The organism is Cellulomonas sp. KH9, assembly GCF_900114185.1.
Lineage (GTDB): Bacteria > Actinomycetota > Actinomycetes > Actinomycetales > Cellulomonadaceae > Cellulomonas.
In genome coordinates this window covers 73,315-99,221 of the sequence record NZ_FOSE01000006.1, presented here as the reverse complement: position 1 = coordinate 99,221, position 25,907 = coordinate 73,315, and the positions used below count along the sequence as shown (strand labels likewise).

Here is a 25,907-nt window from a genome sequence, read left to right as displayed (position 1 = left end):
GGCTGTGAGGCCTTCCTTGCTGGGACGTCCGGGGGTCAGGCCGTGCAGAACGAGGGCAGCAGGTCCGCCGGGCTGTTCGGGGGGCACGGGTCGAACGTGAAGATCACGAGCGTGCCGAGGACGATGACGACGACGGTCGCGGCGTACAGGGCGAGCTTCAGCACCATGCGGGTGCCGTCCTTCTCCGCGTAGTCGTTGATGATCGTCCGCACGCCGTTGGTGCCGTGCAGCATGGCCAGCCACAGCATGAGCAGGTCCCACACCTGCCAGAACGGCGAGGCCCACTTGCCGGCGACGAAGCCGAAGTCGATGGCGCTGATGCCCTCGCCCGCGATCAGGTTCACGAACAGGTGGCCGAAGATCAGGACGACGAGCAGCACGCCCGACGCGCGCATGAACACCCAGCCGTACAGCTCGAAGTTGCCGCGCGTCGTGCGGCGCGACGGGCCCGGGCGCGACGCGCGCGGGGCCTTGGGATCGGCGATGGTGCTCATCAGTGGCCCCCGAAGACGTTCATCAGGTGACGCGGCAGGAAGCCCGCCATCGTCACGACGACCAGGCCCAGGACGACCCACAGCATGACCCGCTGGTACCGCGGGCCCTTGGCCCAGAAGTCCACGAGGATCAGCCGGATGCCGTTGAAGGCGTGGAACACGATGGCGAGCACGAGCCCGGCCTCGCCGATGCCCATGATCGGGTTCTTGTACGTGCCGATCACGTCGTTGTACGCCTCGGGGGAGACCCGGACCAGCGCCGTGTCGAGCACGTGCACGAGCAGGAAGAAGAAGATCGCGAAACCGGTGATGCGGTGCGCGACCCAGGACCACATGCCTTCGCGCCCGCGGTAGAGCGTTCCGGCCGGCCGCGCTGGCGCGGTGGGCGCTGAGGACACGGTGGGGGCCTCCTGTGGCGAGTTCGCGAGCGGACGTCGATGTCCTGAAGTCCCCTCACTGTAATGACCTGCGCCACGTCCGGACCGCGCCCCGAGGGGTGCCGCCGCGGCGCGGCGGGCCGTTTGTGACCAAGCCCACACGCACACCCGGCCCGTCCGGGACCTCCGTCCGTCGCGCGCACCGCACCGCCGGGGCCGGTCCGCGGCGGTGCTCGCGGCACCCGGCCCGGCCGCTACGGTGTCGGCATGCCGGACGCACCCATCGCCGACTTCCACGCCGTCGTCCCCGCCGGGGGCGCCGGTACCCGCCTGTGGCCGCTGTCGCGTGCGGGCCACCCCAAGTTCCTGCTCGACCTCACGGGCACGGGCCGGACCCTGCTGCAGGGCACGGTGGACCGCCTGCTCCCGCTCACCGGCCCGGGCCACGTGCTCGTGGTGACCGGTGCGCGGCACGCCGCCGCGGTCGCCGACCAGCTGCCGGAGCTGGGTGCCGAGCACGTCCTGGCCGAGCCGAGCCCGCGGGACTCCATGGCGGCGATCGGCCTGGCGGCCGCCGTGCTGGCGCGACGGCACGGGCCGGACGTGGTGCTCGGGTCGTTCGCGGCGGACCACGTCATCACCGGTCTGCCCGGGTTCGAGGCGACGATCCGCGAGGCCGTGGCGGCCGCGCGCACCGGCGCCGTCGTCACGATCGGCATCCCGGCCACCGAGCCGTCGACGGCGTTCGGGTACGTGCAGGCGGGCGAGCCGCTCGGCGCGCCCGGTGCGCCCAGCGCCCGGCGCGCGGTCGGCTTCACCGAGAAGCCCGACGCGCAGACCGCGGCCGCGTACCTGGCCGCGGGCGGGTACAGCTGGAACGCGGGCATGTTCGTCGTGCGCGCCGGCGTCCTGCTGGACCACCTCGCGCAGCAGCTGCCCACGCTGCACGACGGGCTGCGCCGCATCGCGGCCGCGTGGGACACCGATGACCGCGACGCCCGGCTCGCCGACACGTGGCCGGGACTCACGCGGATCGCGATCGACCACGCCATCGCGGAGCCGGTGGCCGCCGCGGGCGGGGTCGCGGTGGTGCCCGGCACCTTCGGCTGGGACGACGTCGGCGACTACGCCTCGCTGGGCGCGCTGCTCGGCACCGGCGACGGCGGCCCGACGCTCGGCACGCCGGACGACGTGCTGCGCATCGACGCGGACGGTGCCGTGGTCGCCACCGCCGGGCGCACGGTCACGGTCGTCGGCGTGCCCGACGCCGTGGTGGTCGACACGCCCGACGCCGTGCTCGTCACCACGCGCGCCCACGCCCAGCAGGTCAAGGCGGCCGTCGACGGGTGGCGTGCCCGGGGCCGCGACGACCTGCTCTGACGAGGAGCGGAGGCGGGCTCCGGCGATACCCTCGTCCAATGCCCGCCACGCCCCTCGACCAGCTCGTCCCCGTCAGCGCCCAGGACGTGCCCGCGCTGCGCACGCTCGGCCCGGAGCCGGCCGACCCCGGTGCGCGTGACCTGGCCGACGTCCTGGACGAGCTGCGCGCCGAGCTCGTCGGGATCCGGCGCGACCTGCACGCCCACCCCGAGCTGGGGCGCACCGAGGAGCGGACCACCCGGGTCGTCGCCGAGCGGCTGTCGGCCGCGGGCCTGACGCCGCACCTGCTGCCCGGGTCCGGCCTGTGGTGCGACATCGGCCCCACGGTCGCCGGGTCGGGTGCGCGCCGGGTCGCGCTGCGCGCGGACCTCGACGGGCTGCCCGTGCCGGACACGTGCGGCCTGCCGTGGGCGGCGGAGCACCGGGGCGTCGCGCACGCCTGCGGGCACGACGTGCACACCACCGCGGTGCTCGGCGCGGGGCTCGCGCTGGCGCGGCTCGCGGCGGACGGCGGGCTCGACGTCGGCGTGCGGCTGATCTTCCAGCCCGCCGAGGAGGTGCAGCCCGGCGGCGCCATCGACGTCATCAACGAGGGCGGGCTCGACGGCGTCGGTGAGATCTTCTCGGTGCACTGCGACCCGAAGCTGGACGTCGGCCTGGTCGGCACGCGCATCGGCCCGATCACCTCGGCGTCCGACGAGGTCACCGTCACGGTGACGGGCGAGGGCGGCCACACGTCGCGCCCGCACCTCACGGGGGACGTCGTGTTCGCGCTGGGCCAGGTCATCACGCAGGTGCCCGCCGTGCTGGGCCGGCGGCTGGACCCGCGGTCCGGTGTGAACCTCACGTGGGGTGCCGTGCGCGCGGGGACCGTCCACAACGCGATCCCGGCCACGGGCACCGTCATGGGCACGCTGCGGTGCCTCGACGTGCGGGCGTGGGAGCGGGCGTCGGCGGTGTTCGAGCAGGCCGTGGCCGACGTCGTGCACCCGCTGGGGGTCGAGGTCGAGGTGAAGCACCAGCGCGGGGTGCCGCCCGTGGAGAACCGGGCGGAGAGCACCGCCGTGCTGGAGGCGGCCGCGCACGACATGCTGGGACCGGAGGCCGTGCGGCTGACCGAGCAGTCGCTCGGCGGCGAGGACTTCGCCTGGTACCTCACGAGGGTGCCCGGCGCGATGGCACGGCTCGGCACCCGCACCCCGGGGGGTCGGACGTACGACATCCACCAGGGCGACCTGCGGGTCGACGAGCGTGCCGTGGAGGCCGGCGCGCTGCTCCTCGCGCGGGCCGCCCAGTTGGCGGGTCGGCGGGGTCGCGTCTGATCCGTCCGTATCGACGTGCGGACAGCGCGACCGAGGGGCGGGAACAGGTTGCGAATTCATCACGGAACCTGCAGGGATACCCATCGGTAACAGTTCGGTGACCTGCAGGTGCCTAGGGTCCACAGTGATCAAGCCGACTGGTCGGGCACGTCGGCGGTGCAACGGTGCGCCGTCCGTCAGCCCGGCACCTGTGCGGCGGGACGACGAGAAGTGGGAGACCTGTCGTGAAGAAGATCGTTCGAGTGGCCGCAGTCGGTGGGGCGCTCGCCCTCACGCTCGCGGCGTGTGGCAGTGCACCCGACGCCGAGGAGCCGTCCGCAGGCGGCGACAAGGCCTCCGACTTCAAGGCCTGCGTCGTCTCGGACGCCGGTGGCTTCGACGACAAGAGCTTCAACCAGCTCAGCTACGAGGGCACGAAGGAGGCGACCGAGGAGCTCGGCGCCGGCTTCGCCGAGGTCCAGTCGGACTCCGAGGCGGACTTCGCGACGAACCTCGAGAGCCTCGTCGCCGAGAACTGCAACGCCATCGTCTCCGTCGGCTTCGCGCTGTCGGCCGCCACGGTCGAGTCGGCCGAGGCCAACTCCGCCATCGACTACATCCTGGTCGACGACGCCGCGGACAACGACTTCGACGGCACCAAGGACGCGGACAACATCAAGCCGCTGCTGTACGACACGGCGCAGGCCGCGTTCCTCGCGGGCTACCTCGCCGCCGGCTACTCGGCCGACAACGGCGTGTCGAAGGTCGGCACGTTCGGCGGCCAGCCCTACCCGACCGTCACGATCTTCATGGACGGCTTCAAGCAGGGCGTCGAGTACTACAACGAGGTCAAGGGCGCGGGCGTCCAGCTCGTCGGCTACCAGGGCGGCGACCAGGGCTCGTTCACCGGCGGCTTCGAGGCCAACGACACGGCCAAGCAGGTCGCGGCCGGCATCATCGACCAGGGCGTCGACGTGATCCTGCCCGTGGGTGGCCCGATCTACCAGTCCGCGATGGACGCCATCGCCGACTCGGGCCGTGAGGTCGCGCTCATCGGTGCCGACGCCGACGTCTTCGAGACGGACCCGTCGACGCAGGACCTGGTCCTCACGTCGATCCTCAAGAACATGAAGCTGTCGACCTACGAGGCCGTCCTGGCCGCGGGCGAGGGCGAGTTCGACCCCGAGGCGTACATCGGGACGCTGGAGAACGACGGCGTGGGCATCGCGCCCCTGCACAACTTCGAGTCCAAGGTCTCCCCGGAGCTGGTGACCGAGGTCGAGGACCTGAAGCAGCAGATCATCGACGGCGACATCCTGGTCACCTCGTACCTCTCCGAGTGATCGCCGCGGCACACGCGTGACACCACCCGGACGGGCCGGCGACGGCCCGTCCGGGTGGTCACGTGCGACGATCGCAGGATCCGGCGGCCACCCGTCCGGACCACCAGCACCGCACCGTCCCGACCCGTCCCGAGGACAGTTCCATGAAGCTCGAGCTGCGCGGCATCACCAAGCGCTTCGGCGCCCTGGTCGCCAACGACCACATCGACCTCACGGTCGAGCCGGGCGAGATCCACTGCCTGCTCGGGGAGAACGGTGCGGGCAAGTCCACCCTGATGAACGTCCTGTACGGCCTCTACCAGGCCGACGAGGGCGAGATCCTCCTGGACGACGAGGTCCAGCACTTCGCCGGTCCGGGCGACGCCATGGCGGCCGGCATCGGCATGGTGCACCAGCACTTCATGCTCGTCCCCGTCTTCACCGTCGCGGAGAACGTCATGCTCGGCCACGAGCAGACGACGACCGGCGGCCGGCTCGACCTCGACGCGGCGCGCAGCCGCGTGCGCGAGATCGCCGACCGCTTCGGGTTCCACGTCGACCCCGACGCCGTGGTCGAGGACCTGCCCGTCGGCGTGCAGCAGCGGGTCGAGATCATCAAGGCCCTGTCGCGCGACGCGCGCGTCCTGGTGTTCGACGAGCCCACCGCGGTGCTGACGCCGCAGGAGACCGACGAGCTCATGGACATGATGCGTCGGCTGAAGGCCGGCGGCACCGCCATCGTCTTCATCACCCACAAGCTCCGCGAGGTCCGCGCCGTCGCCGACCGCATCACGGTCGTGCGCCGCGGTGCCGTCGTGGGCGAGGCGTCGCCCACCGCGACGGACGCCGAGCTCGCCTCCCTCATGGTGGGCCGCCCGGTCGAGCTGGTCGTGCACCGCGAGCCGCCCCGCCCCGTCGAGGGCGGGCTGACGGTCGAGCACCTGCAGGTCACCGACGCGCGGGGCACCGTCCTCGTCGACGACGTGTCGTTCGAGGTGCCCGGCGGGGAGATCCTCGTGGTCGCGGGCGTGCAGGGCAACGGGCAGACCGAGCTGGCGGAGGCGCTCGCCGGGCTGCAGGAGTACGTCACCGGCAGCATCCGCCTCGGGGACACCGAGCTCGTCGGGCGCTCGGTGCGCCGCGTGCTGGACGCCGGTGTGGGCTACGTGCCCGAGGACCGCACGCAGGACGGGCTGGTCGCCGAGTTCACCGTCGCGGAGAACCTCGTCCTCGACCGCACCGACGGGCCGCCGTTCGTGCGGGCCGGGGCGCTGCAGCTCCGAGCGCGCGACCGGTTCGCCCGCGAGATGGTGGAGCAGTACGACATCCGCACCCAGGGGATCGACTCCCCGGTGGGCCGGCTGTCGGGCGGCAACCAGCAGAAGGTCGTCGTCGCGCGGGAGCTGTCGCGCGACCTGCGCCTGCTCGTGGCCGCCCAGCCCACACGCGGCGTCGACGTCGGCTCCATCGAGTTCATCCACAAGCGCATCGTCGAGACGCGGGACACCGGTGTCCCGGTGGTCGTCGTCGCCACCGAGCTGGACGAGGCCGTCGCCCTGGGCGACCGGATCCTCGTCATGTACCGCGGCCGTGTGGTCGGCATCGTCCCGTCCGACACCCCGCGCGACGTCCTCGGCCTCATGATGGCCGGCATCGCGCCGAACGAGGGAGAGGCCGCGTGAGCGAGCCCAGGGAACCCGGCGACCAGGGAGTCGCCGACGTGGTCGTGCCCGACACGGTCGTGACCGACGTCGGGAGCGACGACGCCGGGCCGGCGCCGGTCCGCGACACCCGGTGGAACGACGCGCTGCTGCGCGTGACGTCCGGCGGCTGGGCGGTCTCGCTCGGCGCCGTGGTGCTCGCCGTGCTGGCCGGGTCGGTGATGATCGCCTTCACGGACGAGGGCGTGCAGTCGGCGGCCTCGTACTTCTTCTCCCGCCCCGGTGACACGTTCGCCGCCGTCGGCCAGGCCGTCGGTGGTGCGTACGCGGCGCTCTTCCGTGGCGCCGTCTACAACTACACGGCGGACACGTTCGCGCAGGGGATCCGGCCGCTCACGCAGTCGATGACCTACGCGACCCCGCTCATCGCCGCCGGCCTCGGGCTGGCGCTGGCGTTCCGCTCGGGCCTGTTCAACATCGGCGGCCAGGGGCAGATGCTCATGGCCGCGGCGGGCGCGGGCTGGGTCGGGTTCGCGTGGGACCTGCCGGCGGGGCTGCACCTGCTCGTGGCGCTCGTCGTCGGTGTCGCGGCCGGTGCGCTGTGGGGCGGTCTCGCGGGCCTGCTCAAGGCCGCGACGGGGGCGCACGAGGTGATCGTCACGATCATGCTCAACTACATCGCGTTCTACCTGCTGTCCTACCTGCTGGCCACGCCGGGCCTGCTGCAGGCGCCCGGGTCGGCCAACCCCAAGTCGCCGCCCATGGCGGACACGGCCCTGCTGCCGCGGCTGCTGGGCCCGGAGTTCCGCCTGCACCTCGGCTTCCTGCTCGCGCTCGGTGCGGTCGTGCTGACGTGGTGGCTGCTCGAGCGCTCGAGCCTCGGGTTCTCGCTGCGGGCCGTGGGGGAGAACGCCCGTGCCGCCCGCGTCGCCGGCATCCACGTGCCGCGCGCGACGGTGCTGGCGATGCTCGTCAGCGGTGCGCTCGTGGGCCTCGCGGGCAGCACCCAGGTGCTCGGACTCATCACCACCGGCTTCAGCTACGACATCGACGCGGGCATCGGGTTCGACGCGATCACCGTGGCGCTGCTCGGGTCGTCCCACCCCGTCGGGGTGCTGTTCGCCGGCCTGCTCTTCGGCGGCTTCAAGGCGGGTGGGTCCGTCATGCAGGCGTCCGAGGGGATCCCGATCGAGATCGTCCTGGTCGTGCAGTCCCTGATCGTCCTGTTCATCGCGGCGCCGCCGCTGGTGCGGGCGGTGTTCCGGCTCCCGCAGCCGGGCCGTCGGGCACCCGCGGCGACCCGCCCGTCCGGCGCGTCGCGCCGTGAGGAGGTGCAGCGATGAGCACGACGACGGTGGCGCCCACCGAGGCGCCCGGCGGTGCCGTCGGGCACCGCCACGTGACCGTGGTGTCCCGCAAGGGGCCCGTGGTGCTCGGCGTGGTCACCGTGCTGTTCGCGCTGCTGCTGCTGGGGCGTCCGCGCGAGGGCGACGCGACGTTCCGCCTCGCCAGCTCCGGGGACCTCATCAGCCTGCCGAGCGTGCACGTGCCCGGCACCGCGACCGGCTGGGTCTGCGTCGCGGTCATGGCGCTGCTGACGCTCCTGGCCCTGCTGCGGGTCGTCCGTCGGCACAAGGTCCCCGTGTGGGTCTCGGCGCTCTTCGCGGCCGTGTTCCTCATCGGGTTCCTCGCGTGGGCGGCCGCCGGCAGCCCGAGCGACATCCCCGCGGTCCGCGTCATCGGCGGGGCCGTGCTGCTCGCGGTGCCGATCGTGTTCGGCGCCCTGGGCGGTGTGATCGGCGAGCGCGCCGGCGTCGTCAACATCGCGATCGAGGGCCAGCTGCTCGCCGGCGCGTTCTGCGCCGCGGTCGCCGCCTCGGTCACCGGCAGCCCCTGGGTCGGCCTGGTGGCCGCGGTGCTCGCGGGCATGCTGGTCGCCGCCGTGCTCGGCCTCTTCACGATCACGTACCGCGTGAACCAGGTCATCGTCGGTGTCGTGCTCAACGTGCTGGTGATCGGCGTGACCAGCTTCCTGTACTCGCAGGTGCTGGTGCCGAACGCGCAGCTCAACAGCACCACGCGCTTCTCGAACATCGCGATCCCCGGTCTCTCGCACATCCCGGTGATCGGCCCGTCGCTGTTCAACCAGACGGTCGTCGTCTACCTCATGTACCTGGTGGTGCCCGGCGTGTGGTTCGCGCTGTACCGCACCCGCTGGGGCCTGCGGCTGCGCGCCGTGGGGGAGCACCCGAAGGCCGCCGACACCGTCGGCATCAAGGTCGAGCGCACGCGGTACCGGGCGCTGCTGGTGGCGGGCGCGATCGCCGGCGTCGGCGGCGCGTTCTACACGGTCGTGTCGGTATCGGCCTTCGGCAAGGAGATGACCGCGGGTGCCGGGTTCATCGCGCTGGCCGCCGTCATCTTCGGCAAGTGGGACCCGGTGCGGGCCGCGCTGGCGGCCCTGCTGTTCGGGTTCGCCTCGAACCTGGAGGGCGCCCTGAGCATCGTCGGCGCCCCCGTGCCGAGCCAGTTCATGCTGATGCTGCCGTACGTCGTGACGCTGCTCGCCGTGGCGGGCCTGGTCGGCCGCTCGCGCGGCCCGGCCGCGTCCGGCGAGGCCTACGTCAAGGAATGACCGGAGAGGGAGACATGCCCAGCAGCACGCGGACCGTCGACTGGGACGGCCTGCGGGCCGCCGCACGCGACGTCATGACCCGCGCCTACGCGCCGTACTCGCAGTTCCCGGTGGGGGCCGCCGCGCTGGTCGACGACGGGCGGGTGGTCGCCGGCTGCAACGTGGAGAACGCGTCGTACGGCGTCGGCCTGTGCGCCGAGTGCAGCCTGGTGTCGATGCTGCACGTCACCGGCGGCGGCCGGCTGGTCGCGTTCGTCTGCGTCGACGGGCACGGCGACGTGCTCATGCCGTGCGGACGGTGCCGGCAGCTGCTGTTCGAGCACGGCGGGCCCGACCTGCTGCTCGAGACGGTCAGCGGCGTGCGACCCATGAGCGAGGTGCTGCCCGACGCCTTCGGGCCGACGGACCTCACCGTGCGCGGTGGGGGTCAGGACAAGGAGCAGGGATGAGCGAGCAGTTCGACGCCGTCGACGTCATCGTCGCCAAGCGGGACGGGCGCCGGCTGACCGACGGCCAGATCGACTGGGTGGTCGACGCGTACACGCGCGGGGTCGTCGCGGACGAGCAGATGTCGGCCCTCGCTATGGCGATCCTGCTCAACGGCATGGACCGCGCCGAGATCGCGCGGTGGACGGCGGCGATGATCGCCAGCGGCGAGCGCATGGACTTCTCCGGCCTGTCACGGCCGACGGCGGACAAGCACTCCACCGGCGGCGTGGGTGACAAGATCACGCTGCCGCTGGCACCGCTCGTCGCCGTGTTCGGCGTGGCCGTGCCGCAGCTGTCCGGCCGCGGTCTCGGCCACACCGGGGGCACCCTCGACAAGCTCGAGTCGATCCCGGGCTGGCGCGCCGCGCTGAGCAACGACGACATGATGCGCCAGCTCGAGGACGTGGGCGCGGTCATCTGCGCCGCCGGGTCGGGGCTGGCACCCGCCGACCGCAAGCTCTACGCGCTGCGCGACGTGACCGGCACCGTCGAGGCGATCCCGCTCATCGCGAGCTCGATCATGAGCAAGAAGATCGCCGAGGGCACCGGCTCGCTGGTGCTCGACGTGAAGGTCGGGTCCGGCGCGTTCATGAAGGACGCGGAGCGCGCGGGTGAGCTGGCCCGCACGATGGTCGCGCTGGGCACCGACGCCGGGGTGCGCACGGTCGCGCTGCTCACCGACATGTCGACGCCCCTGGGCCTGACCGCGGGCAACGCGCTCGAGGTGCGCGAGTCGGTCGAGGTGCTGGCCGGCGGTGGCCCGGCGGACGTCGTCGAGCTGACCGTCGCGCTCGCGCGCGAGATGCTCGCCGCGGCGGGGCAGCCGGACGCCGACCCGGCGGCGGCGCTCGCCGACGGCCGGGCGATGGACGTGTGGCGCCGGATGATCGCCGCGCAGGGCGGCGACCCGGACGCCGAGCTGCCCGTCGCGCGGGAGCAGGAGCAGGTGCTCGCGGAGAGCGACGGCGTCCTGACGACGCTCGACGCGTACGCCGTGGGCGTCGCCGCGTGGCGCCTGGGCGCGGGCCGGGCCCGCAAGGAGGACCCGGTGCAGGCCGGCGCGGGCGTCGAGATCCACGCCCGCCCGGGGGACACCGTCCGGCGCGGCCAGCCGCTGCTCACCCTGCACACCGACACCCCCGGGCGCTTCGCCCGCGCGCACGAGGCGCTGGTGGGCGGCGTCGTCGTCGACCCGCAGGGCGTGCCCGGTGCCGCCCGCCCGCTCGTGCTCGACCGCGTCGCGGCGGACTGACGTCCGTGCGGCCCGGTCGCGGCACCTGCGCGCCCGGGTCACGATGAGGAACGTCCCCTGCTGCCGCACGACCACGGAGGAGCCATGAGCACCGTCCCCGGAGCACAGTCCTGGCGCGACGCCGGCCTGGCGCCCGTCGACACCGAGCAGCCGCTGACGCTGGCGGACGTCGACGACACCGCCGACGACGACGGGACGGAGCCGGAGGACCACGTCCCCGGCTTCCCCCGGCCGGACCGTGAGGGCCACGCCGAGGAGGCCGACGTGGTCGAGCAGTCCGCCGAGGTCCACCTGGACGACGACGAGGGCGCCGACGCGTGACACCGATCCCTGACGAGCAGGACCTCGACGCGACGCTGCGCGCGCTGCCGAAGGTCCTGCTGCACGACCACCTTGACGGGGGGCTGCGTCCGCGGACGATCGTCGAGCTGTCCGCGGGGATCGGCCACGAGCTGCCGACGACGGACCCGGACGCCCTCGGTCGCTGGTTCGTCGAGGCGGCGGGCTCGGGCTCGCTGCCTCGGTACCTCGAGACGTTCACGCACACCCTGGCGGTCATGCAGACCGCCGAGGGGCTGCGCCGCGTGGCACGCGAGGCCGTGCTGGACCTCGCCGCGGACGGCGTCGTGCACGCCGAGGAGCGGTACGCGCCCGAGCAGCACCAGGAGCGCGGCCTGACGCTGCAGCAGGTCGTCGACGCGGTGCGCGACGGCATCGCGCAGGGCGAGGCCGAGGCGCGGTCCGCCGGGCACGAGATCCGGGTGGTGCAGGTCCTGTCCGCGATGCGGCAGGCGGACCGGTCCGACGAGATCGCCGCGCTCGCGCTGGCGAACCGGGACGCGGGCGTCGTCGGCTTCGACATCGCCGGCCCGGAGGACGGGTTCCCGCCGTCGCGGCACGCCGCCGCGTTCCGCGTCGTGCGGGACGCGAGCTTCCCGGCCACCGTGCACGCGGGTGAGGACGCCGGGCTCGACTCCATGGCGCAGGCGCTGCACGTCGCCGGTGCCGTCCGGCTGGGGCACGGCGTCCGGCTGGCCGACGACGTCCACGAGGGGCCCGACGGGTCCTGGCGGCTGGGGCTGCTCGCGCACTGGGTGCGCGACCGGCGGGTCCCGCTCGAGGTGTGCCCGTCGTCCAACCTGCAGACGGGTGCGGCCGCCTCGGTGGCCGCCCACCCCGTGACGCTGCTGCGGCGCGCGGGGTTCGAGGTCACCGTCAACACGGACAACCGCCTCCAGTCCGGCACGTCGCTGTCGCGCGAGCTGGGGCTGCTGGTGCGGGAGGCGGGGTGGACGCTCGACGACGTGGTCGACGTGACCGTGACCGCCGCCCGGCACACGTTCCTGCACCAGGACGAGCGCCGTGCGCTCGTCGACCGCATCACCGGCCCGGCGGTCCCGCCGGGCGCAGCACGCCCCGGGAGGCACCGCGCATGACCACCGACGACACCCCGACCACGCACGTCCCGCTCGACGCCGTCGGCCTCGCCCGCTTCGTCGACCACACCCTGCTCAAGCCGGAGGCCACGCGGGCCGACGTGGAGGCGCTGGTGGCCGAGGGCGTCGAGCTCGGGGTGTACTCCGTGTGCGTCTCGCCCTCGTTCCTGCCGCTGGAGATCCCCGTCGGGCTGGACGGCGCGCCGGACCTGCTGGTCGCGACGGTCTGCGGGTTCCCGTCGGGCAAGCACCACAGCGACGTCAAGGCGGCCGAGGCGGCCCGTGCGGTCGCGGACGGCGCCGCCGAGGTCGACATGGTCATCGACGTGGGCGCCGCCAAGGAGCGCCGCTTCGCCGACGTCGCCCGCGACATCGCCGCCGTGCGTGCCGCCGTGCCGGCCCCGACGGTCCTCAAGGTCATCATCGAGTCCGCCGCGCTGACGGACGACGAGATCGTGCACGTCTGCCAGGCGGCCGAGGCGGCGGGCGCGGACTTCGTCAAGACGTCCACGGGCTTCCACCCGGCGGGCGGCGCCACGGTGCACGCCGTGCGGCTGATGTCGCAGACGGTCGGTGGGCGCCTGGGTGTCAAGGCGTCGGGCGGCATCCGGACGGCGGCGGACGCGCTCGCCATGGTCGAGGCGGGGGCCACCCGCCTGGGGCTGTCGGGCACCGCAGCCGTGCTGGCGGGCCTCACCGCCGACGGCGACTACTGACGCTCGCGTCCCGGGTCATGAGAGAGGCGTGAGAATCCACCGTCCAGGCGGGTGAATCCGCGCCGATCCGGACGTTTCGGGCGTTGACTGGTCGGCTGAGGGCGGACCATGGTGGACGGTCGTCCGGATGGGCACGTTCACGGCCGACCAGCAGGTCAGCAGCGGGTCCGCCCGGTCCACCCGGACCCCGACGGCGCGCACCGCCGGGAGGAGACGCACGCGGCATGGGCCCGATCAGGCGCGGCACGGTCGTCGTGGCGCTCGTCGCGGCCTTCGTGCTGGGCGCGGCCCTGGCGACCGCCCTCGGGGACAACGGGGCGCACCGGCTCCGGCTCGCCGTCCCCGAGCCCTGGCGCGCCGCGTGGTCCGAGGCGCACGTGCTCGAGGGCGACCGGGTGGCGCTCGCGTGGGGCGCGCGCGCCGGCGCCGACCCGACCGCAGCACCCCGGGCCGTGCGGTTCGACCCGGCCGTCGTCGTCGCCCAGCTCGACGCGCTGCAGGCGCTCGGCGTCGACGACGCCGGGCTGGGTGCGGACGAGGGCCCGCTCGCGGAGCACAAGCTCCTCGTCGTGGTCGACGGGACGTGGGCGCAGGGGCCGGGTGCGGCCACCGCCGTGGACCGTCCCGCGACCGCCGACGTGCCGCCCGGCGACCCGGTGCCGCCCACCCGCGGGGCGGTCGTCGACGGGGTCGCGCTCCTGCGGGTGCAGCCCGACGTGCTGGCGTCCTCCCTCGACCCCGGGGTCGCCGCGGCGGCCGTCGCGACCCCGACGGCGTCGGCCTCCGCCGGGGCGACGCCGACCCGCGCGGGACCCGCCCCGACCGGCGGCGCGGCGCGGTCCTCGGGGGTGCCCGCCGGCACGCCGTGGGAGCTCGCCCGTGGCGTCGCGGAGGCCCTGCAGCACCTCACCGAGGCCGCGCACCCCGGGCACGGCCTCACGGACGAGTCCGCCGCGACCCTGCGCACGGCGGCGTCCGCGTACCTCGCGACGCTCGCGGTCCCCGGCGAGCACGCCGACGTCTCGGACCACCTCCTCGCCCCGCACCTCGCCTGGGGGAGCGCGCGGCAGGGGGCGGCGGGGTGGCTGCTGCTGCAGTACCTCGCCGACCGGTCGTCGCCGCGGCTCGTGGGCGACCTGTGGACCGGCTCCTCCGGCACCGAGCACGTGCTCGGCGCGTACGCGCGGCTCACGTCCTCCAACGCCGCGGCGCTCAACCGGCGGGTGACGCAGTACGCCATGCGCGTCGCCGTCGACGACCTCACGCCGGGCGGGCTGCACGGGGACCTCGACCCCGTCCTCCTCGCGCACCGCACCACCCCCGTGGAGGCCGTGGCGGACGACCCCGGGCACCACCGGGTGACCGGCACGTTCGCGCCCGGTGCGTACGGCTACACGGTGGTGCGGCTCGTGCCCGACGGGTCCGGCACGGACGTGCGGGTCCGGGTGCGCGGGCACGTCGAGAGCGGGGCCGGTGAGCACCGCGGCTGGAGCTTCGGGCTCGTGGCGGTCGGGCCGGGCGGTCCGCGGTACAGCCCCGTCACCGAGGCCACCGACGGTGAGCTGCGGCTCGCGCTGCGCCCCGGCGAGGACGAGGTCTACCTGGTGGTCGCCGCCACGCCGACGGAGGTCGTCGCCTCGGGGCTGGAGACGTTCCCCCGGACCGCCCGCTACCCCTACGAGTTCCGGGTCGCGGGCGCGACGGTGTCCGACCCGGCCGCGGACCTCGTCGCCGAGGGCGGCCACCGGCACCCGCACGGGGGCGGCTGGGTCGACGACACCGCACGCGTCGACCCGGCCGCGTACGTCGCGACCGGTGCCGTGGTGCGGGGTGACGCCGTCGTCGGCCCGGGGGTGCGTCTCGAGGGGCGCGCCTGGGTGGAGGCCGGTGCCGAGCTCACCGGCGACGTGGTCGTCCGCGACGTCGCCCGGGTGCTGGGCTCGGCGCGGCTGTCGGGTGCGGTCGTGCTGGGGGGTGACGCCGTCGTGGGGTTCACGTGCGACGCCGGCGCCTACACCACCTACCGTCCGGGCGCGGTCTGCGACCCGTCCGCGGTGGACACCGACGTGAACCCCGTCGTGCCCCCGTTCGCCCCGGGGGAGACGGCCCTCAGCGACGGCCTGCCCACCGTCTCCCCGTCGAGCGGGCCGACGCCCGACGGGGACACGTCGCCCCCCGTCGCGTCCCCGCCGCACCCGACACCGGCAGCGCCGCCCGCCGCCGCGGATCCCACCCCGGCCGCGCAGCCCGGTGTGGCGGCACCACCGGCTGCCGTGCCCGCGGGCGCCTGCACCGCCACCTACGAGGTGGTGGGCTCCTGGCCGGGCGGCATGCAGGCCCAGGTCACCGTCACCGCGACGACCTCCGGGGTCCGCGGCTGGCTGCTCACCTGGACGCAGCCCGACGGGCTGGAGATCACCGAGCAGTGGGCCGCGCAGATCACCCGCAGCGGGAGCACGGTGACCGCGGAGAACATGCCGTGGAACGGCATCATCGAGAACGGCGGGAGCGTGACCTTCGGGTTCAACGGCACGGCCGAGAGCGACACCGCCCGGTCCGTGCCGCAGGTGCGCTGCACGCGCACCGGCTGAGGCGCTCCCGGCGCGGTCGGGCCGCGGGCCGCCGCCCCGCGGTCAGTCCCCGCTGAGGCCCAGCGCCGCCCGCACGTCGGCCGCCAGGTGGTCCAGGCGCTCGCGTGCCGTGCGGTGCGCGGCGTCGAGAACGCCACGGTCCGCGTCGGCCGCCACGGGGACGACGACCTCGAGGTACGCCTTCACCTTGGGCTCGGTGCCCGAGGGGCGCACCACCACGCGGGTGCCGTCCGCCGTGAGCAGGCGCAGCCCGTCGGTCGGGGGCAGCCCGCCGCGGTCGTCGTCGGTGCCTGCGGCCAGGTCGACGAGCTCGACCACGGGGGAGCCGGCCAGCTGCGCCGGCGGCTGCTCCCGCAGGGCGGACATCGTCGCGCCGATCCGGCCGATGTCGGCGAACCGCGCGCTGACCTGGCCGGTCGCGTGCAGACCGTGGGCACGGGCCAGGTCGTCCAGCGCGTCGACGAGGGTGCGGCCCTCCGCCGCCAGGCGGGCGGCCAGGTCGCACACCCGCACGGCGGCCGACATGCCGTCCTTGTCGCGCACGTGCGCGGGGTCGACGCAGTACCCCAGCGCCTCCTCGTACCCGAAGACCAGGCCGTCGACGCGGGAGATCCACTTGAAGCCGGTGAGCGTCGAGGCGAACCGCAGACCGGCGTCGGCGGCGATCGCCGCCAGCAGCCGGGACGACACGATCGAGCACGCGAGCGTCGGTGCCGCACCGTCGGGGCGCTCGTCCGGGCGCACCCGGGCGGCTGCGTCGGCGCCGAGCAGGGCACCGACCTCGTCGCCCGTGAGCATGCGCCAGCCGTCGGCCTGCGGCGTCTCCGGCCCGCGGGCCGGGATGTGCGCGCGGGGGTCGATGAGGGCGACGGCGCAGCGGTCGGCGTCGGGGTCGACGGCCACGACGAGGTCGGCCCGCATCGCCGCGGCGAGTGCCAGCGCGAGGTCGGTCGCGCCCGGCTCCTCGGGGTTGGGGAAGGCCACCGTGGGGAAGTCCGGGTCCGGCTCCGCCTGCTCGGGCACCAGCGTGACGTCCGTGAAGCCCGCGCGGGTCAGCACGTCGCGCGTCAGGGCGCCACCCACCCCGTGCAGCGGGGTCACGACGACCTTCAGGCGGGCACGGTGCTCGGGGTCGCCGCCCGGGGCGACGGCCGCTGCGTCGGCGGCGTACGCCTCGACCACGTCCTCGCCGAGGACGGTCCAGCCGGACGCGGCCCGCGGCACGGCCGCGACGGACGGCACGCGGGCGATCGCGGCCGCGATGGCGGTGTCCGCGGGCGGCACGATCTGCGCGCCCTGCCCGGCGCCGGTGACGACGCGTCCGCCGAGGTAGACCTTGTACCCGTTGTCCTGCGGCGGGTTGTGCGACGCGGTGACCATGACGCCGGCGTCGGCCCCGGACCGCCGGACGGCCGAGGCGAGCACCGGGGTCGGCAGCGGCCGCGGCAGCAGCAGCACGTCGATCCCGACCGCCGTCATGACCGCCGCGGTGTCGAGCGCGAACGTGTGCGAGTTGTGGCGGGCGTCGTAGCCGACGACCACACGCGGCGGTGGGGTGGCGCCCTCGAGCTCACCGGTGAGGAAGTCCGCCAGCCCGGCGGCCGCGCGGATGACGACGGCGCGGTTCATGCGGTGCGGTCCGCCGCCCAGCTCCCCGCGCAGCCCCGCGGTGCCGAACTGCAGGAGCCCCGAGAACCGGTCCTCGAGGTCGGCGCGGGCGGCCCGCGCCTCCTGACGTGCCAGGTCGGCGACCGGGTCGTCGGCCCCGGGACCGGGCGTGTCCTGCGCGGTCCGCAGCAGCGACGTCAGCTCGTCGGCCGTCCGCGGGTCCGGGTCGTCGGCGACCCAGGCCTCGACCCGGCGCACCAGGTCGTCCCAGGCGTCGCCCTGCGCCGGGTCGGCGGTCGGGCTCTGGTCGGTCGCGGCGGGCGCCGGGGCGTCCCCGCGCAGCACGTCGTCGTGGTCCGTGGCGCTCACGGACACCAACCTACTGGCGGGGCCGCGGCCCGGCATCGTCACCGCGTGCGCCTCACAACCGCCGCACGACCTCCGCGAGCAGGGCGCTGATCCGGGGTCCGGCGGCGCGTCCGGCCTCGAGGACCTCGGCGTGGTCGAGCGGCTCGGGGCTGATGCCCGCGGCCAGGTTGGTGACCAGCGAGATGCCGAGCACCTCCAGGCCCGCGTGCCGCGCGGCGATGGCCTCGAGGGTGGTCGACATGCCGACGAGGTCGCCCCCGATGCGGCCGGCCATGGCGACCTCCGCGGGCGTCTCGTAGTGCGGGCCGGGGAACTGGACGTACACGCCCTCGTCGAGCGACGCGTCGACCTCCCGCGCCACGGCGCGCAGCCGCGGGGAGTACAGGTCGGTGAGGTCCACGAAGGTCGCGCCCTCCAGCGGGGACGTCGCCGTGAGGTTGATGTGGTCGCGGATCAGCACGGGCGTGCCCGGCCCCCACGCCAGGTTCAGGCCGCCGCAGCCGTTGGTGAGGACGACCGTCGACGCGCCGGTGGCCGCGGCGGTCCGCACGCCGTGCACGACGCGGCGCACGCCGCGCCCCTCGTACAGGTGCGTGCGCGAGCCCAGCACCAGCGCGTACCGGTCGGGCCGGGTGCCGTCGCCCGCGATCCGGACCGAGCGCAGCGTGCCGACGTGGCCCGCCACCGCGGCGCGCGTGAACCCGGGGACCTCGTGGCTCGGGATCTCGGCGACGGTCTCACCGAGCAGGTCCGCCGCGCCTCCCCAGCCGGAGCCGAGCACGAGCGCGACGTCGTGCCGCGCGACGCCGGTGCGCTGCGCGATCACCTCCGCCGCGAGGCGTGCCACGTCGAAGGGGTCGGTCGTCGGGTCGTCGAGGCTGGGCAGCGCGCCACCGGTCAGGTCGCGGGCGGGGGAGACGTCGGTCATGGGAACAGGCTAACCACGTGCCGGCCGGGCAGGATGGGGCCCGTGACCAGCGAGCAGACCTCCGCAGCCCCCGACCAGCCGCAGGTGCCGGCCCTCACCGCCGCGTCGACCGTCCGCGAGGCACCGGACGACCCGCCCGCCGGGCACGTCGTGATCGTGGGCGGTGGCCCGGGCGGCTACGAGGCCGCGCTCGTCGCGCGCCGCCTGGGCGCCCGCGTGACCGTCGTCGAGCGTGCCGGCCTCGGTGGTGCGGCGGTCCTCACCGACGTGGTGCCGTCCAAGACGCTCATCGCGACGGCCGAGTGGATGACCATCGCCGACCGCGCACCGGAGCTGGGGATCCGGCTGGACGCGCTCGCGGCCGTCGGTGCGGGGGCGTCCGGTGCCGGGGCCGGGACCGCGCTGCGCCACAGCATCGACCTGCAGGCGGTCAACGCGCGGGTCAAGCAGCTGGCGACCGCGCAGTCCGACGACATCCGGGCGCGGCTGGCGCGCGAGGGCGTCGACGTCGTCACCGGCACGGGTCGGCTGCTCGACCCGGCTCGGGTGGCCGTGACCGGTGCGGACGGCCGGGAGCACGAGCTCGCGGCCGACGTGGTGCTGCTGGCCACCGGCGCCACGCCGCGGGTGCTGCCCGACGCGCGCCCGGACGGCGAGCGGATCCTCACGTGGACGCAGATGTACGACCTCGACGAGCTGCCGGAGCGCCTCGTCGTCGTCGGGTCCGGCGTGACGGGCGCGGAGTTCGCCGGTGCGTACACGTCGCTCGGGGCGGACGTGGTCCTGGTGTCGAGCCGCGACCGGGTGCTGCCGGGGGAGGACGCCGACGCCGCCGAGCTCATCGGGCGGATCTTCACCCAGCGCGGCATGACGGTGATGTCGCGCTCGCGCGCGTCGGCCGCGCGCCGGACCGCCGACGGCGTCGTCGTGACCCTGGAGGACGGCCGCACCGTCGAGGGCTCGCACGTGCTGCTCGCGGTGGGCTCGGTCCCCACCACGCGGGGGCTCGGGCTCGAGGAGGCCGGTGTGCGCCTCACGCCGTCCGGGCACGTCGAGGTCGACAAGGTCTCGCGCACCAACGTGCGCGGCGTGTACGCCGCCGGCGACTGCACCGGCGTGCTGCCGCTGGCCTCGGTCGCGGCCACGCAGGGGCGCATCGCGATGTCGCACGCGCTGGGCGACGCGGTCCGGCCGCTGTCGCTGCGGGGCATCTCGGCCAACATCTTCACGGCGCCCGAGATCGCCACGGTGGGGCTCTCCGAGGCGCGGCTGCGCGAGACGGGGACGCACTACCGCACCAGCACGCTGCCGCTGTCGCGCAACCCCCGCGCCAAGATGCTGGGCGTCCGCGACGGGTTCGTGAAGATCTTCGCCCACGCCGGCACCGGCACGATCCTCGGTGCCGTCGTGGTAGGCCCGCGGGCGAGTGAGTCGATCTTCCCGCTCACCCTGGCGGTGACGCACCGGCTCACGGCCGACCAGGTGGCGGAGGCCTCCACGGTGTACCCGTCGATGTCCGGGACGATCGGTGAGGTGGCGCGCATGCTCCACCAGCGGGCGATCGACTGACGGCGCGGCCGGCGCCGCCGGCGCGGTCGCCCGTCAGCCGTCGAGGCGGGCCCGCAGGAGCGGCCAGGCGTCGGCGAACGCCGGCAGCAGGTCCCGGTCGGCGACCTCGTCGACCGGGACCCAGGCGACCGTGATGCTCTCGGCGTCGGTCACGGCGGGCTCGACCGGGCCGCGCGCGTCGCCCAGCACGGTCGTGTAGCTCCAGTCCGGGTGGTGCAGCACGTGCTCGCCGCGCACCCGCACCGCACCCGGGTCCACGCCCGCCTCCTCCTGCGCCTCGCGCAGCGCGGTCTGCACGGCGGTCTCGTCGGGCTCCCGTGCGCCCCCCGGCAGGCCCCAGGTGCCGCCCTGGTCGCTCCAGGGCGCGCGGTGCTGCAGCACCACGTCGGTGGCGCGCCCGGTGTCGTCGCGCCGGACCAGCAGCAGCCCGGCGGCCCCGTGCAGGCCCCAGTGCCGCCGTCCGCAGGCGCACTGCACCCACCCGTCGCCGGGGCGACGGGGGTGCGGGCCCGTGCGCGGCGCGGTCAGCCGACGATCTCGCAGATCGCGCTGCCGGCGCTCACGCTGGAGCCGACGCCGGCGGTGAGCGAGCGCACCGTGCCGGCGCGGTGCGCGACCAGCGGCTGCTCCATCTTCATGGCCTCCAGGACCACCACCAGGTCACCCTCCGCGACCTGGGCGCCCTCCGCCACCGCGACCTTGACGATCGTGCCCTGCATGGGCGAGGCGAGCGTCGTGCCGTTCGAGCCGCCGCTGCGTCCGGCCCGCGGGCGCGACGTGCGCCGCGGACCCGCGCCGGGGCGGGCACCGGCGCCCCCGCGACCCGGGCCGGTCCCGGAGGTGCGTCCGAGCCCCAGGGCGGCCGGCAGCACGACCTCGAGCCGCTTGCCGCCCACCTCGACGACCACGCGCTCCAGCGCACCGTCGGGCAGCTGCGCCTCCTCCTGCGCCGGGGCGGGGCGTCCCAGCCCGGCGACGGTCTGGGCGAACTCCGTCTCGATCCAGCGGGTGTGCACGGTGAACGGCGTGGTGTCGTCCGCCGGGACGAACGCCTCGGACTCCAGGACAGCGCGGTGGAAGGGCACGACGGTCGGGATGCCGACCACCTCGAGCTCGGCGAGCGCGCGGCGCGCCCGCTCGACCGCCTGGCGGCGCGTCGCACCCGTGACCACGAGCTTGGCGATCATCGAGTCGAACAGGCCGGACACGGTGTCGCCCTCGACGACGCCGGAGTCCACGCGCACACCGGGGCCGGAGGGGAAGCGCAGGCGGGAGATGCGGCCGGGCGCCGGCAGGAACCCGGCGGCCGGGTCCTCGCCGTTGATGCGGAACTCCAGCGAGTGCCCGCGGGTGACGACCTCGGTGTAGCCGAGCGGCTCGCCGGCGGCGATGCGCAGCTGCTCACGCACCAGGTCGATGCCGCTGATCTCCTCGGTGACGGGGTGCTCGACCTGCAGGCGGGTGTTCACCTCGAGGAACGAGACCGTGCCGTCGGCGCCCACGAGGAACTCGCAGGTGCCGGCGCCCACGTACCCGGCCTCCCGCAGGATCGCCTGCGACGCGGCCACGAGCGTCTGCTGCTGCGCGTCGGTGAGGAACGGTGCGGGCGCCTCCTCCACCAGCTTCTGGTGGCGGCGCTGCAGCGAGCAGTCGCGCGTCGAGACGACGACGACCGTGCCGTGCGCGTCGGCGAGGCACTGCGTCTCGACGTGCCGCGGCCGGTCCAGGTACCGCTCGACGAAGCACTCGCCGCGGCCGAACGCCGCGACGGCCTCCCGGACCGCGGACTCGTACATCTCGTCGATCTCGTCGGCCTCGCGTGCGACCTTCAGACCGCGCCCGCCGCCGCCGAACGCGGCCTTGATGGCCACGGGCAGCCCGTGCTCCGCCGCGAACGCGTGGATCTCCGCGACGTCGCGGACCGGCTCCGGCGTGCCCGCGACGAGCGGTGCGCCGGCGCGCTGGGCGATGTGGCGGGCACTGACCTTGTCGCCCAGCGCCTCGATCGCCGCGGGCGGCGGGCCGACCCACACGAGGCCGGCGTCGGTCACGGCCTGCGCGAACTGCGCGTTCTCCGACAGGAAGCCGTAGCCGGGGTGGACGGCGTCGGCGCCGGAGCGCCGGGCGACGTCGAGCAGCTTGGGGATGTCGAGGTACGTCTCGGCCGCGCGGGCGCCGTCGAGGGCGTACGCCTCGTCCGCGACGTGCACGTGCAGCGCGTCGCGGTCGGTGTCCGAGTAGACCGCGACGGAGGCGACACCGGCGTCGCGGCAGGCACGGGCGATGCGGACGGCGATCTCCCCGCGGTTCGCGACGAGGACCTTGGTGATGAGGGGCACGGCTCACGGTAGCGCGCCAGAGTCGCAGGTCCTGGCTGCGTCGCGGGCCCGCGTCGCAAGACTGGGGCAACCCCCAAGCCCTGCGCGGGCACCTTGTAGGAACCCACCACCGCGCGCGCCGACGGCGGGCGGGACGCGCCCGCGTGCGGTGCGGTCAGCGCTGCCAGAGCGCGGGGACGGTGAGGTCGATGTCCGCCAGCAGGTGGCGCAGCAGGGGCAGGCTCACGCCGACGACGGTGTGGTGGTCGCCCTCGATGCGCTCGACGAACGGTCCGCCGAGACCGTCGATCGTGAAGGCGCCGGCCACGGTCAGCGGCTCTCGCGTCGCGACGTACGCCGCGATCTCGTCGTCCGAGAGGTCCGCGAAGTGCACGACGGTCGAGGCGGTCGCGCCGAGCGTCGCCCGCGTGCCGCCGTCGGCCGGGTCGCGCTCGTCGACCAGCCAGTGGCCCGTGTGCAGCACGCCGCTGCGCCCGCGCATGGCCTGCCAGCGGGCCACCGCGTCCTGCGCGTCGACCGGCTTGCCGAGCACCTCGCCGTCGAGCTCGAGCATCGAGTCGCAGCCCAGCACGACGACGTCCTCGTCCTGCCAGCCCTCGACGTCGAGCTCGTCGAGACGCCGGGCCACGTCCTCCGCCTTGGCCTGCGCGAGCACGAGCACCGCGTCCGCCGGCTCCAGGTCGCCGAAGCGCTCGCGGGCCGCGGCGAGGACCGCGTCCTCGTCCACGCCGGACACGGCGACCAGCGGGGCCAGGCCGGCAGCGGTGAGGCTCGCGCGGCGGGCGGGGGAGGCGGAGGCGAGCAGCAGGCGGGTCACGGCCCGACCCTAACGGCCCGCTCCCGCGCGGGCCGCGCCGCCCGCGCCCACGGCCCCGCGTGGGCGCGGGACGTGGGACCTGCGTGGCACCCAGGTGTGCAGGGCAGAATGGCGCACCGGATGCAGGGCGAGGAGGCCACGGTGATGGACACGACCAGGGGCGTGCGCGACGGTGACGTCGCCGAGCCGGAGCACGACGACGTGCTCGACGACGAGCTCGGCCTGCCCGACGACCCGGACCTGCTCGAGCCCGCGCCCCCGGCGTGGCGGCGACGCACGGCGATCGAGATGCTCGTCTCGGGTCTCATCGGCCTCTACACGTCGTTCGTGCTGTCGTACGAGGCGATCCCCATCGCGGTGGCGAAGGCCACCAGCACGACGGCGACGCTGAGCTGCGACCTCAACTCGGTCATCTCGTGCGGCAAGGTCGGGGCCAGCTGGCAGGCGGAGCTGTTCGGCTTCCCCAACGCGTTCCTGGGCATCGCGGCCGAGGCGATCGTCATCACCGTCGCGGTGGCGATGATCGGCGGCGTCGTCTTCCCGCGGTGGTTCATGCTCAGCGCGCAGGCGGTCTACACGGCCGGGCTGGTGTTCGCCTGGTGGCTGTTCCAGCAGTCGTTCTTCGTCATCGGCGCCCTGTGCCCCTGGTGCCTGCTGATCACCGCCACCACGACCCTGGTGTGGGCGGGCCTCACCCGCGTCAACGTGCGCGACGGCCACCTGAACCTGCCCGGCCGCGCCGGGCCGTGGGGCCGGCGGTTCGTCGCGTCCGGCAACGACTGGTTCGTCACCGTGGCCGTGCTGGTGCTCTTCGTCGCCGTCGTCTTCGCCAAGTACGGCTGGACGCTGCTCTGAGCGGTGCGGTGGGGGCGGGTGCGCCCGCCCCCACCGGCACGCGTCAGGACGTGAGCGCCGTCGGCAGCACCGCCAGCGGCACCGACCCGAGCGAGAGCGCGCGGGCGTGGAAGTCACGCAGGTCGAACACCCGGCCGCGCGCGGCGGCGTCGGCACGCGCCGCGTCGCGGTACTGCTCCCACAGCCGCTGCCCGACCTTGTACGACGGCGCCTGACCCGGCCAGCCCAGGTAGCGGGTGTACTCGAACCGCACGAACGACTCCGGCATCTGCACGTTCGCGAGCAGGAACTCCCAGCCGGACTGCGGGGTCCACGTCCCCACCTCGGCCGGGGCCGGCAGGCCCAGGTGCATCCCCAGGTCGAACACGACTCGCGCCGCGCGCAGCCGCTGGCCGTCGAGCATGCCGAGCCGGTCGCCCGGGTCGTCGAGGAACCCGAGGTCGGCCATGAGGCGCTCGGCGTACAGCGCCCAGCCCTCCCCGTGGCCCGACGTCCAGGCGACGAGCCGGCGCCACGAGTTGAGCGTGGCGCGCTCGAAGACGGCCTGCGCGATCTGCAGGTGGTGCCCGGGGACGCCCTCGTGGTAGACGGTCGTGCGCTCGCGCCACGTCGAGAACGACGTGACGTCCGGCGGCACCGACCACCACATCCGACCCGGGCGCGCGAAGTCGTCGCTGGGCCCCGTGTAGTAGATCGCGCCCGTGCTCGACGGCGCGATACGGCACTCCAGCGTGCGGACCGGCGCAGGGATGTCGAAGTGCGTGCCGTCGAGCGCCTCGATCGCTGCGTCGGACGTCGCCTGCATCCAGCCGCGCAGCGCGTCGGTGCTCGCGAGCTGACGGTCGGGGTCCGCGTCGAGCAGCGCCGCGGCCTGCTCGACGGTCGCACCGGGGCCGGCGACCTGCGCCGCGACCTCGGTCTGCTCGGCCTGCACGCGGGCCAGCTCCTCCAGGCCCCAGGCGTACGTCTCGTCGAGGTCCACGTCGGCGCCCAGGTGGTGGCGCGACCACAGCGCGTAGCGCTCACGGCCCACGGCGTCGGCCTCGGGGGCGACGGGCGCCAGCTCGTCCGCGAGCACCTGCGCCAGGTCGCCGTACGCGGCCCGGGCCGCGGCCGCCCCGCGCTCCAGGTCGGCGTGCAGCGGGTGGTCGTCGCCCAGCACGCGGCGGGCGTCCGCACCCCGGACCAGTCGCGTGAACGGAGACGACTCGGGGTGCGCCGCCTCCCGGGCCTGCCCGATCACGGCCTCCACCTGGCGCACGGCGGCGACGTCGCCCCGCGCGGCCGCGGCCCGCAGGGCCGTCACGTACGAGGCCAGCGACGCGGGCACCCGGGCGAGCCGCGCGGCGACGTCGTCCCACGCCTGCTCGCTGTCGGTGGGCATGAGGTCGAACACCTCGGCCACCTGCTGCGACGGCGAGGCCAGGTTGTTGAGCATGCGGTCGTTCTCACCGGCGTCCTGCAGGTCGATGCCGGTGCGCAGCGACCAGTGCATGGCCGCCACCGTGACCTCGTCGACGGCGTCCGCGGGGGACAGGCCCTCGAGGGCGAGCAGCGTCGAGCGGGCGCGGTCGGCGCGCTCCGCGGACGCCTCCGGCGAGAAGTCCGTGAGCTCGCGGTCGTGCCCCAGGACGCCCAGCTGCGTGGCGCTGATCGGGTCGAGCCGGGCGAGCGCCGTCACGTAGGCGTCGGCGACGGCGTCGACGGGGCTGGTGGGGCGGGACGCGGGCGCTGGTGTCGTCACCCGGGCCACCCTACGGCGGGGCGT

The 25,907-nt window shown here is 75.0% G+C and carries 22 protein-coding genes; 14 read left to right on the top strand and 8 right to left on the bottom strand.

Features of this window, described 5'->3' with window-relative positions; translation table 11 throughout:
• Positions 1–35 precede the first annotated feature (35 nt).
• Positions 36–494, bottom strand: a complete 459-nt coding sequence (locus tag BMZ16_RS18145) for a succinate dehydrogenase hydrophobic membrane anchor subunit (protein ID WP_089803146.1) — start codon at positions 492–494, stop codon at positions 36–38.
• Positions 494–892, bottom strand: a complete 399-nt coding sequence (gene sdhC / locus BMZ16_RS18140) for a succinate dehydrogenase, cytochrome b556 subunit (RefSeq protein ID WP_089803144.1) — start codon at positions 890–892, stop codon at positions 494–496. The genes BMZ16_RS18145 and sdhC overlap by 1 nt, the downstream gene beginning before the upstream one ends.
• 246 nt (positions 893–1,138) lie before the next feature.
• On the opposite strand from sdhC, the gene BMZ16_RS18135 reads away from it, so the two are divergent.
• The 12 genes from BMZ16_RS18135 (at position 1,139) to BMZ16_RS18080 (ending at position 15,654) form a co-directional block, all read left to right on the top strand.
• On the top strand, positions 1,139–2,251 hold the full coding sequence (locus BMZ16_RS18135) for a mannose-1-phosphate guanylyltransferase (RefSeq protein ID WP_089803142.1): 1,113 nt from the start codon (positions 1,139–1,141) through the stop codon (positions 2,249–2,251).
• A gap of 38 nt (positions 2,252–2,289) precedes the next feature.
• A complete protein-coding gene (locus BMZ16_RS18130) occupies positions 2,290–3,573 on the top strand; it encodes an amidohydrolase (protein ID WP_089803140.1) in 1,284 nt (427 codons plus the stop codon).
• 224 nt (positions 3,574–3,797) lie between these two features.
• On the top strand, positions 3,798–4,895 hold the full coding sequence (locus BMZ16_RS18125) for a BMP family lipoprotein (RefSeq protein WP_089803139.1): 1,098 nt from the start codon (positions 3,798–3,800) through the stop codon (positions 4,893–4,895).
• A gap of 143 nt (positions 4,896–5,038) precedes the next feature.
• The gene (locus BMZ16_RS18120) at positions 5,039–6,556 is read left to right on the top strand and encodes an ABC transporter ATP-binding protein (RefSeq protein ID WP_089803136.1); all 1,518 of its coding nucleotides are present in this window, start codon (positions 5,039–5,041) and stop codon (positions 6,554–6,556) included.
• A complete protein-coding gene (locus BMZ16_RS18115; protein WP_089803135.1) occupies positions 6,553–7,878 on the top strand; it encodes an ABC transporter permease in 1,326 nt (441 codons plus the stop codon). The genes BMZ16_RS18120 and BMZ16_RS18115 overlap by 4 nt, the downstream gene beginning before the upstream one ends.
• Positions 7,875–9,170: an ABC transporter permease gene (locus BMZ16_RS18110; protein WP_089803133.1), complete on the top strand. Its 1,296-nt coding sequence runs from the start codon at positions 7,875–7,877 to the stop codon at positions 9,168–9,170. The genes BMZ16_RS18115 and BMZ16_RS18110 overlap by 4 nt, the downstream gene beginning before the upstream one ends.
• Positions 9,171–9,184: 14 nt before the next feature.
• The gene (locus BMZ16_RS18105; RefSeq protein ID WP_089803131.1) at positions 9,185–9,619 is read left to right on the top strand and encodes a cytidine deaminase; all 435 of its coding nucleotides are present in this window, start codon (positions 9,185–9,187) and stop codon (positions 9,617–9,619) included.
• Positions 9,616–10,911, top strand: a complete 1,296-nt coding sequence (locus BMZ16_RS18100; protein ID WP_089803129.1) for a thymidine phosphorylase — start codon at positions 9,616–9,618, stop codon at positions 10,909–10,911. Before BMZ16_RS18105 ends, BMZ16_RS18100 begins: the two co-directional genes overlap by 4 nt.
• An 84-nt stretch (positions 10,912–10,995) precedes the next feature.
• On the top strand, positions 10,996–11,232 hold the full coding sequence (locus BMZ16_RS18095; RefSeq protein WP_089803127.1) for a hypothetical protein: 237 nt from the start codon (positions 10,996–10,998) through the stop codon (positions 11,230–11,232).
• A complete protein-coding gene (locus tag BMZ16_RS18090) occupies positions 11,229–12,347 on the top strand; it encodes an adenosine deaminase (protein WP_255366800.1) in 1,119 nt (372 codons plus the stop codon). The genes BMZ16_RS18095 and BMZ16_RS18090 overlap by 4 nt, the downstream gene beginning before the upstream one ends.
• The gene (gene deoC / locus BMZ16_RS18085) at positions 12,344–13,063 is read left to right on the top strand and encodes a deoxyribose-phosphate aldolase (RefSeq protein ID WP_089803125.1); all 720 of its coding nucleotides are present in this window, start codon (positions 12,344–12,346) and stop codon (positions 13,061–13,063) included. The genes BMZ16_RS18090 and deoC overlap by 4 nt, the downstream gene beginning before the upstream one ends.
• Positions 13,064–13,287: 224 nt before the next feature.
• Complete coding sequence (locus BMZ16_RS18080; RefSeq protein ID WP_089803123.1) at positions 13,288–15,654, top strand: DUF6055 domain-containing protein; 2,367 nt, start codon at positions 13,288–13,290, stop codon at positions 15,652–15,654.
• A gap of 42 nt (positions 15,655–15,696) precedes the next feature.
• Here the strand turns inward: BMZ16_RS18080 and BMZ16_RS18075 are convergent, their stop codons facing one another.
• On the bottom strand, positions 15,697–17,520 hold the full coding sequence (locus BMZ16_RS18075) for a phospho-sugar mutase (protein ID WP_255366805.1): 1,824 nt from the start codon (positions 17,518–17,520) through the stop codon (positions 15,697–15,699).
• A 163-nt stretch (positions 17,521–17,683) separates the two neighbouring features.
• Positions 17,684–18,559, bottom strand: coding sequence for a purine-nucleoside phosphorylase (locus BMZ16_RS18070; protein WP_089803121.1), 876 nt, complete (start codon positions 18,557–18,559; stop codon positions 17,684–17,686).
• Between the two features lie 33 nt (positions 18,560–18,592).
• Between BMZ16_RS18070 and BMZ16_RS18065 the strand changes: the two genes are divergently transcribed.
• On the top strand, positions 18,593–20,128 hold the full coding sequence (locus BMZ16_RS18065) for an NAD(P)H-quinone dehydrogenase (protein WP_089803119.1): 1,536 nt from the start codon (positions 18,593–18,595) through the stop codon (positions 20,126–20,128).
• Positions 20,129–20,161: 33 nt separating this feature from the next.
• Here BMZ16_RS18065 and BMZ16_RS18060 read toward each other — a convergent pair whose 3' ends face one another.
• From BMZ16_RS18060 to BMZ16_RS18050, 3 genes are all read right to left on the bottom strand, one after another.
• A complete protein-coding gene (locus tag BMZ16_RS18060) occupies positions 20,162–20,605 on the bottom strand; it encodes an NUDIX hydrolase (RefSeq protein WP_255366799.1) in 444 nt (147 codons plus the stop codon).
• Positions 20,606–20,652: 47 nt separating this feature from the next.
• Positions 20,653–22,467, bottom strand: coding sequence for an acetyl/propionyl/methylcrotonyl-CoA carboxylase subunit alpha (locus tag BMZ16_RS18055; RefSeq protein WP_089803115.1), 1,815 nt, complete (start codon positions 22,465–22,467; stop codon positions 20,653–20,655).
• Between the two features lie 154 nt (positions 22,468–22,621).
• The gene (locus BMZ16_RS18050; protein ID WP_089803113.1) at positions 22,622–23,284 is read right to left on the bottom strand and encodes a Maf family protein; all 663 of its coding nucleotides are present in this window, start codon (positions 23,282–23,284) and stop codon (positions 22,622–22,624) included.
• Between the two features lie 144 nt (positions 23,285–23,428).
• Here BMZ16_RS18050 and BMZ16_RS18045 point away from each other — a divergent pair, with 144 nt between their 5' ends.
• Entirely contained in the window at positions 23,429–24,139 is a 711-nt protein-coding gene (locus BMZ16_RS18045; RefSeq protein ID WP_255366798.1) for a vitamin K epoxide reductase family protein, read from the top strand.
• Positions 24,140–24,182: 43 nt separating this feature from the next.
• Here the strand turns inward: BMZ16_RS18045 and BMZ16_RS18040 are convergent, their stop codons facing one another.
• Positions 24,183–25,883 carry a DUF885 domain-containing protein gene (locus BMZ16_RS18040; RefSeq protein ID WP_089803209.1) on the bottom strand — a complete coding sequence of 567 codons (1,701 nt, stop codon included), beginning with the start codon at positions 25,881–25,883 and terminating at the stop codon, positions 24,183–24,185.
• Positions 25,884–25,907: the final 24 nt, after the last annotated feature.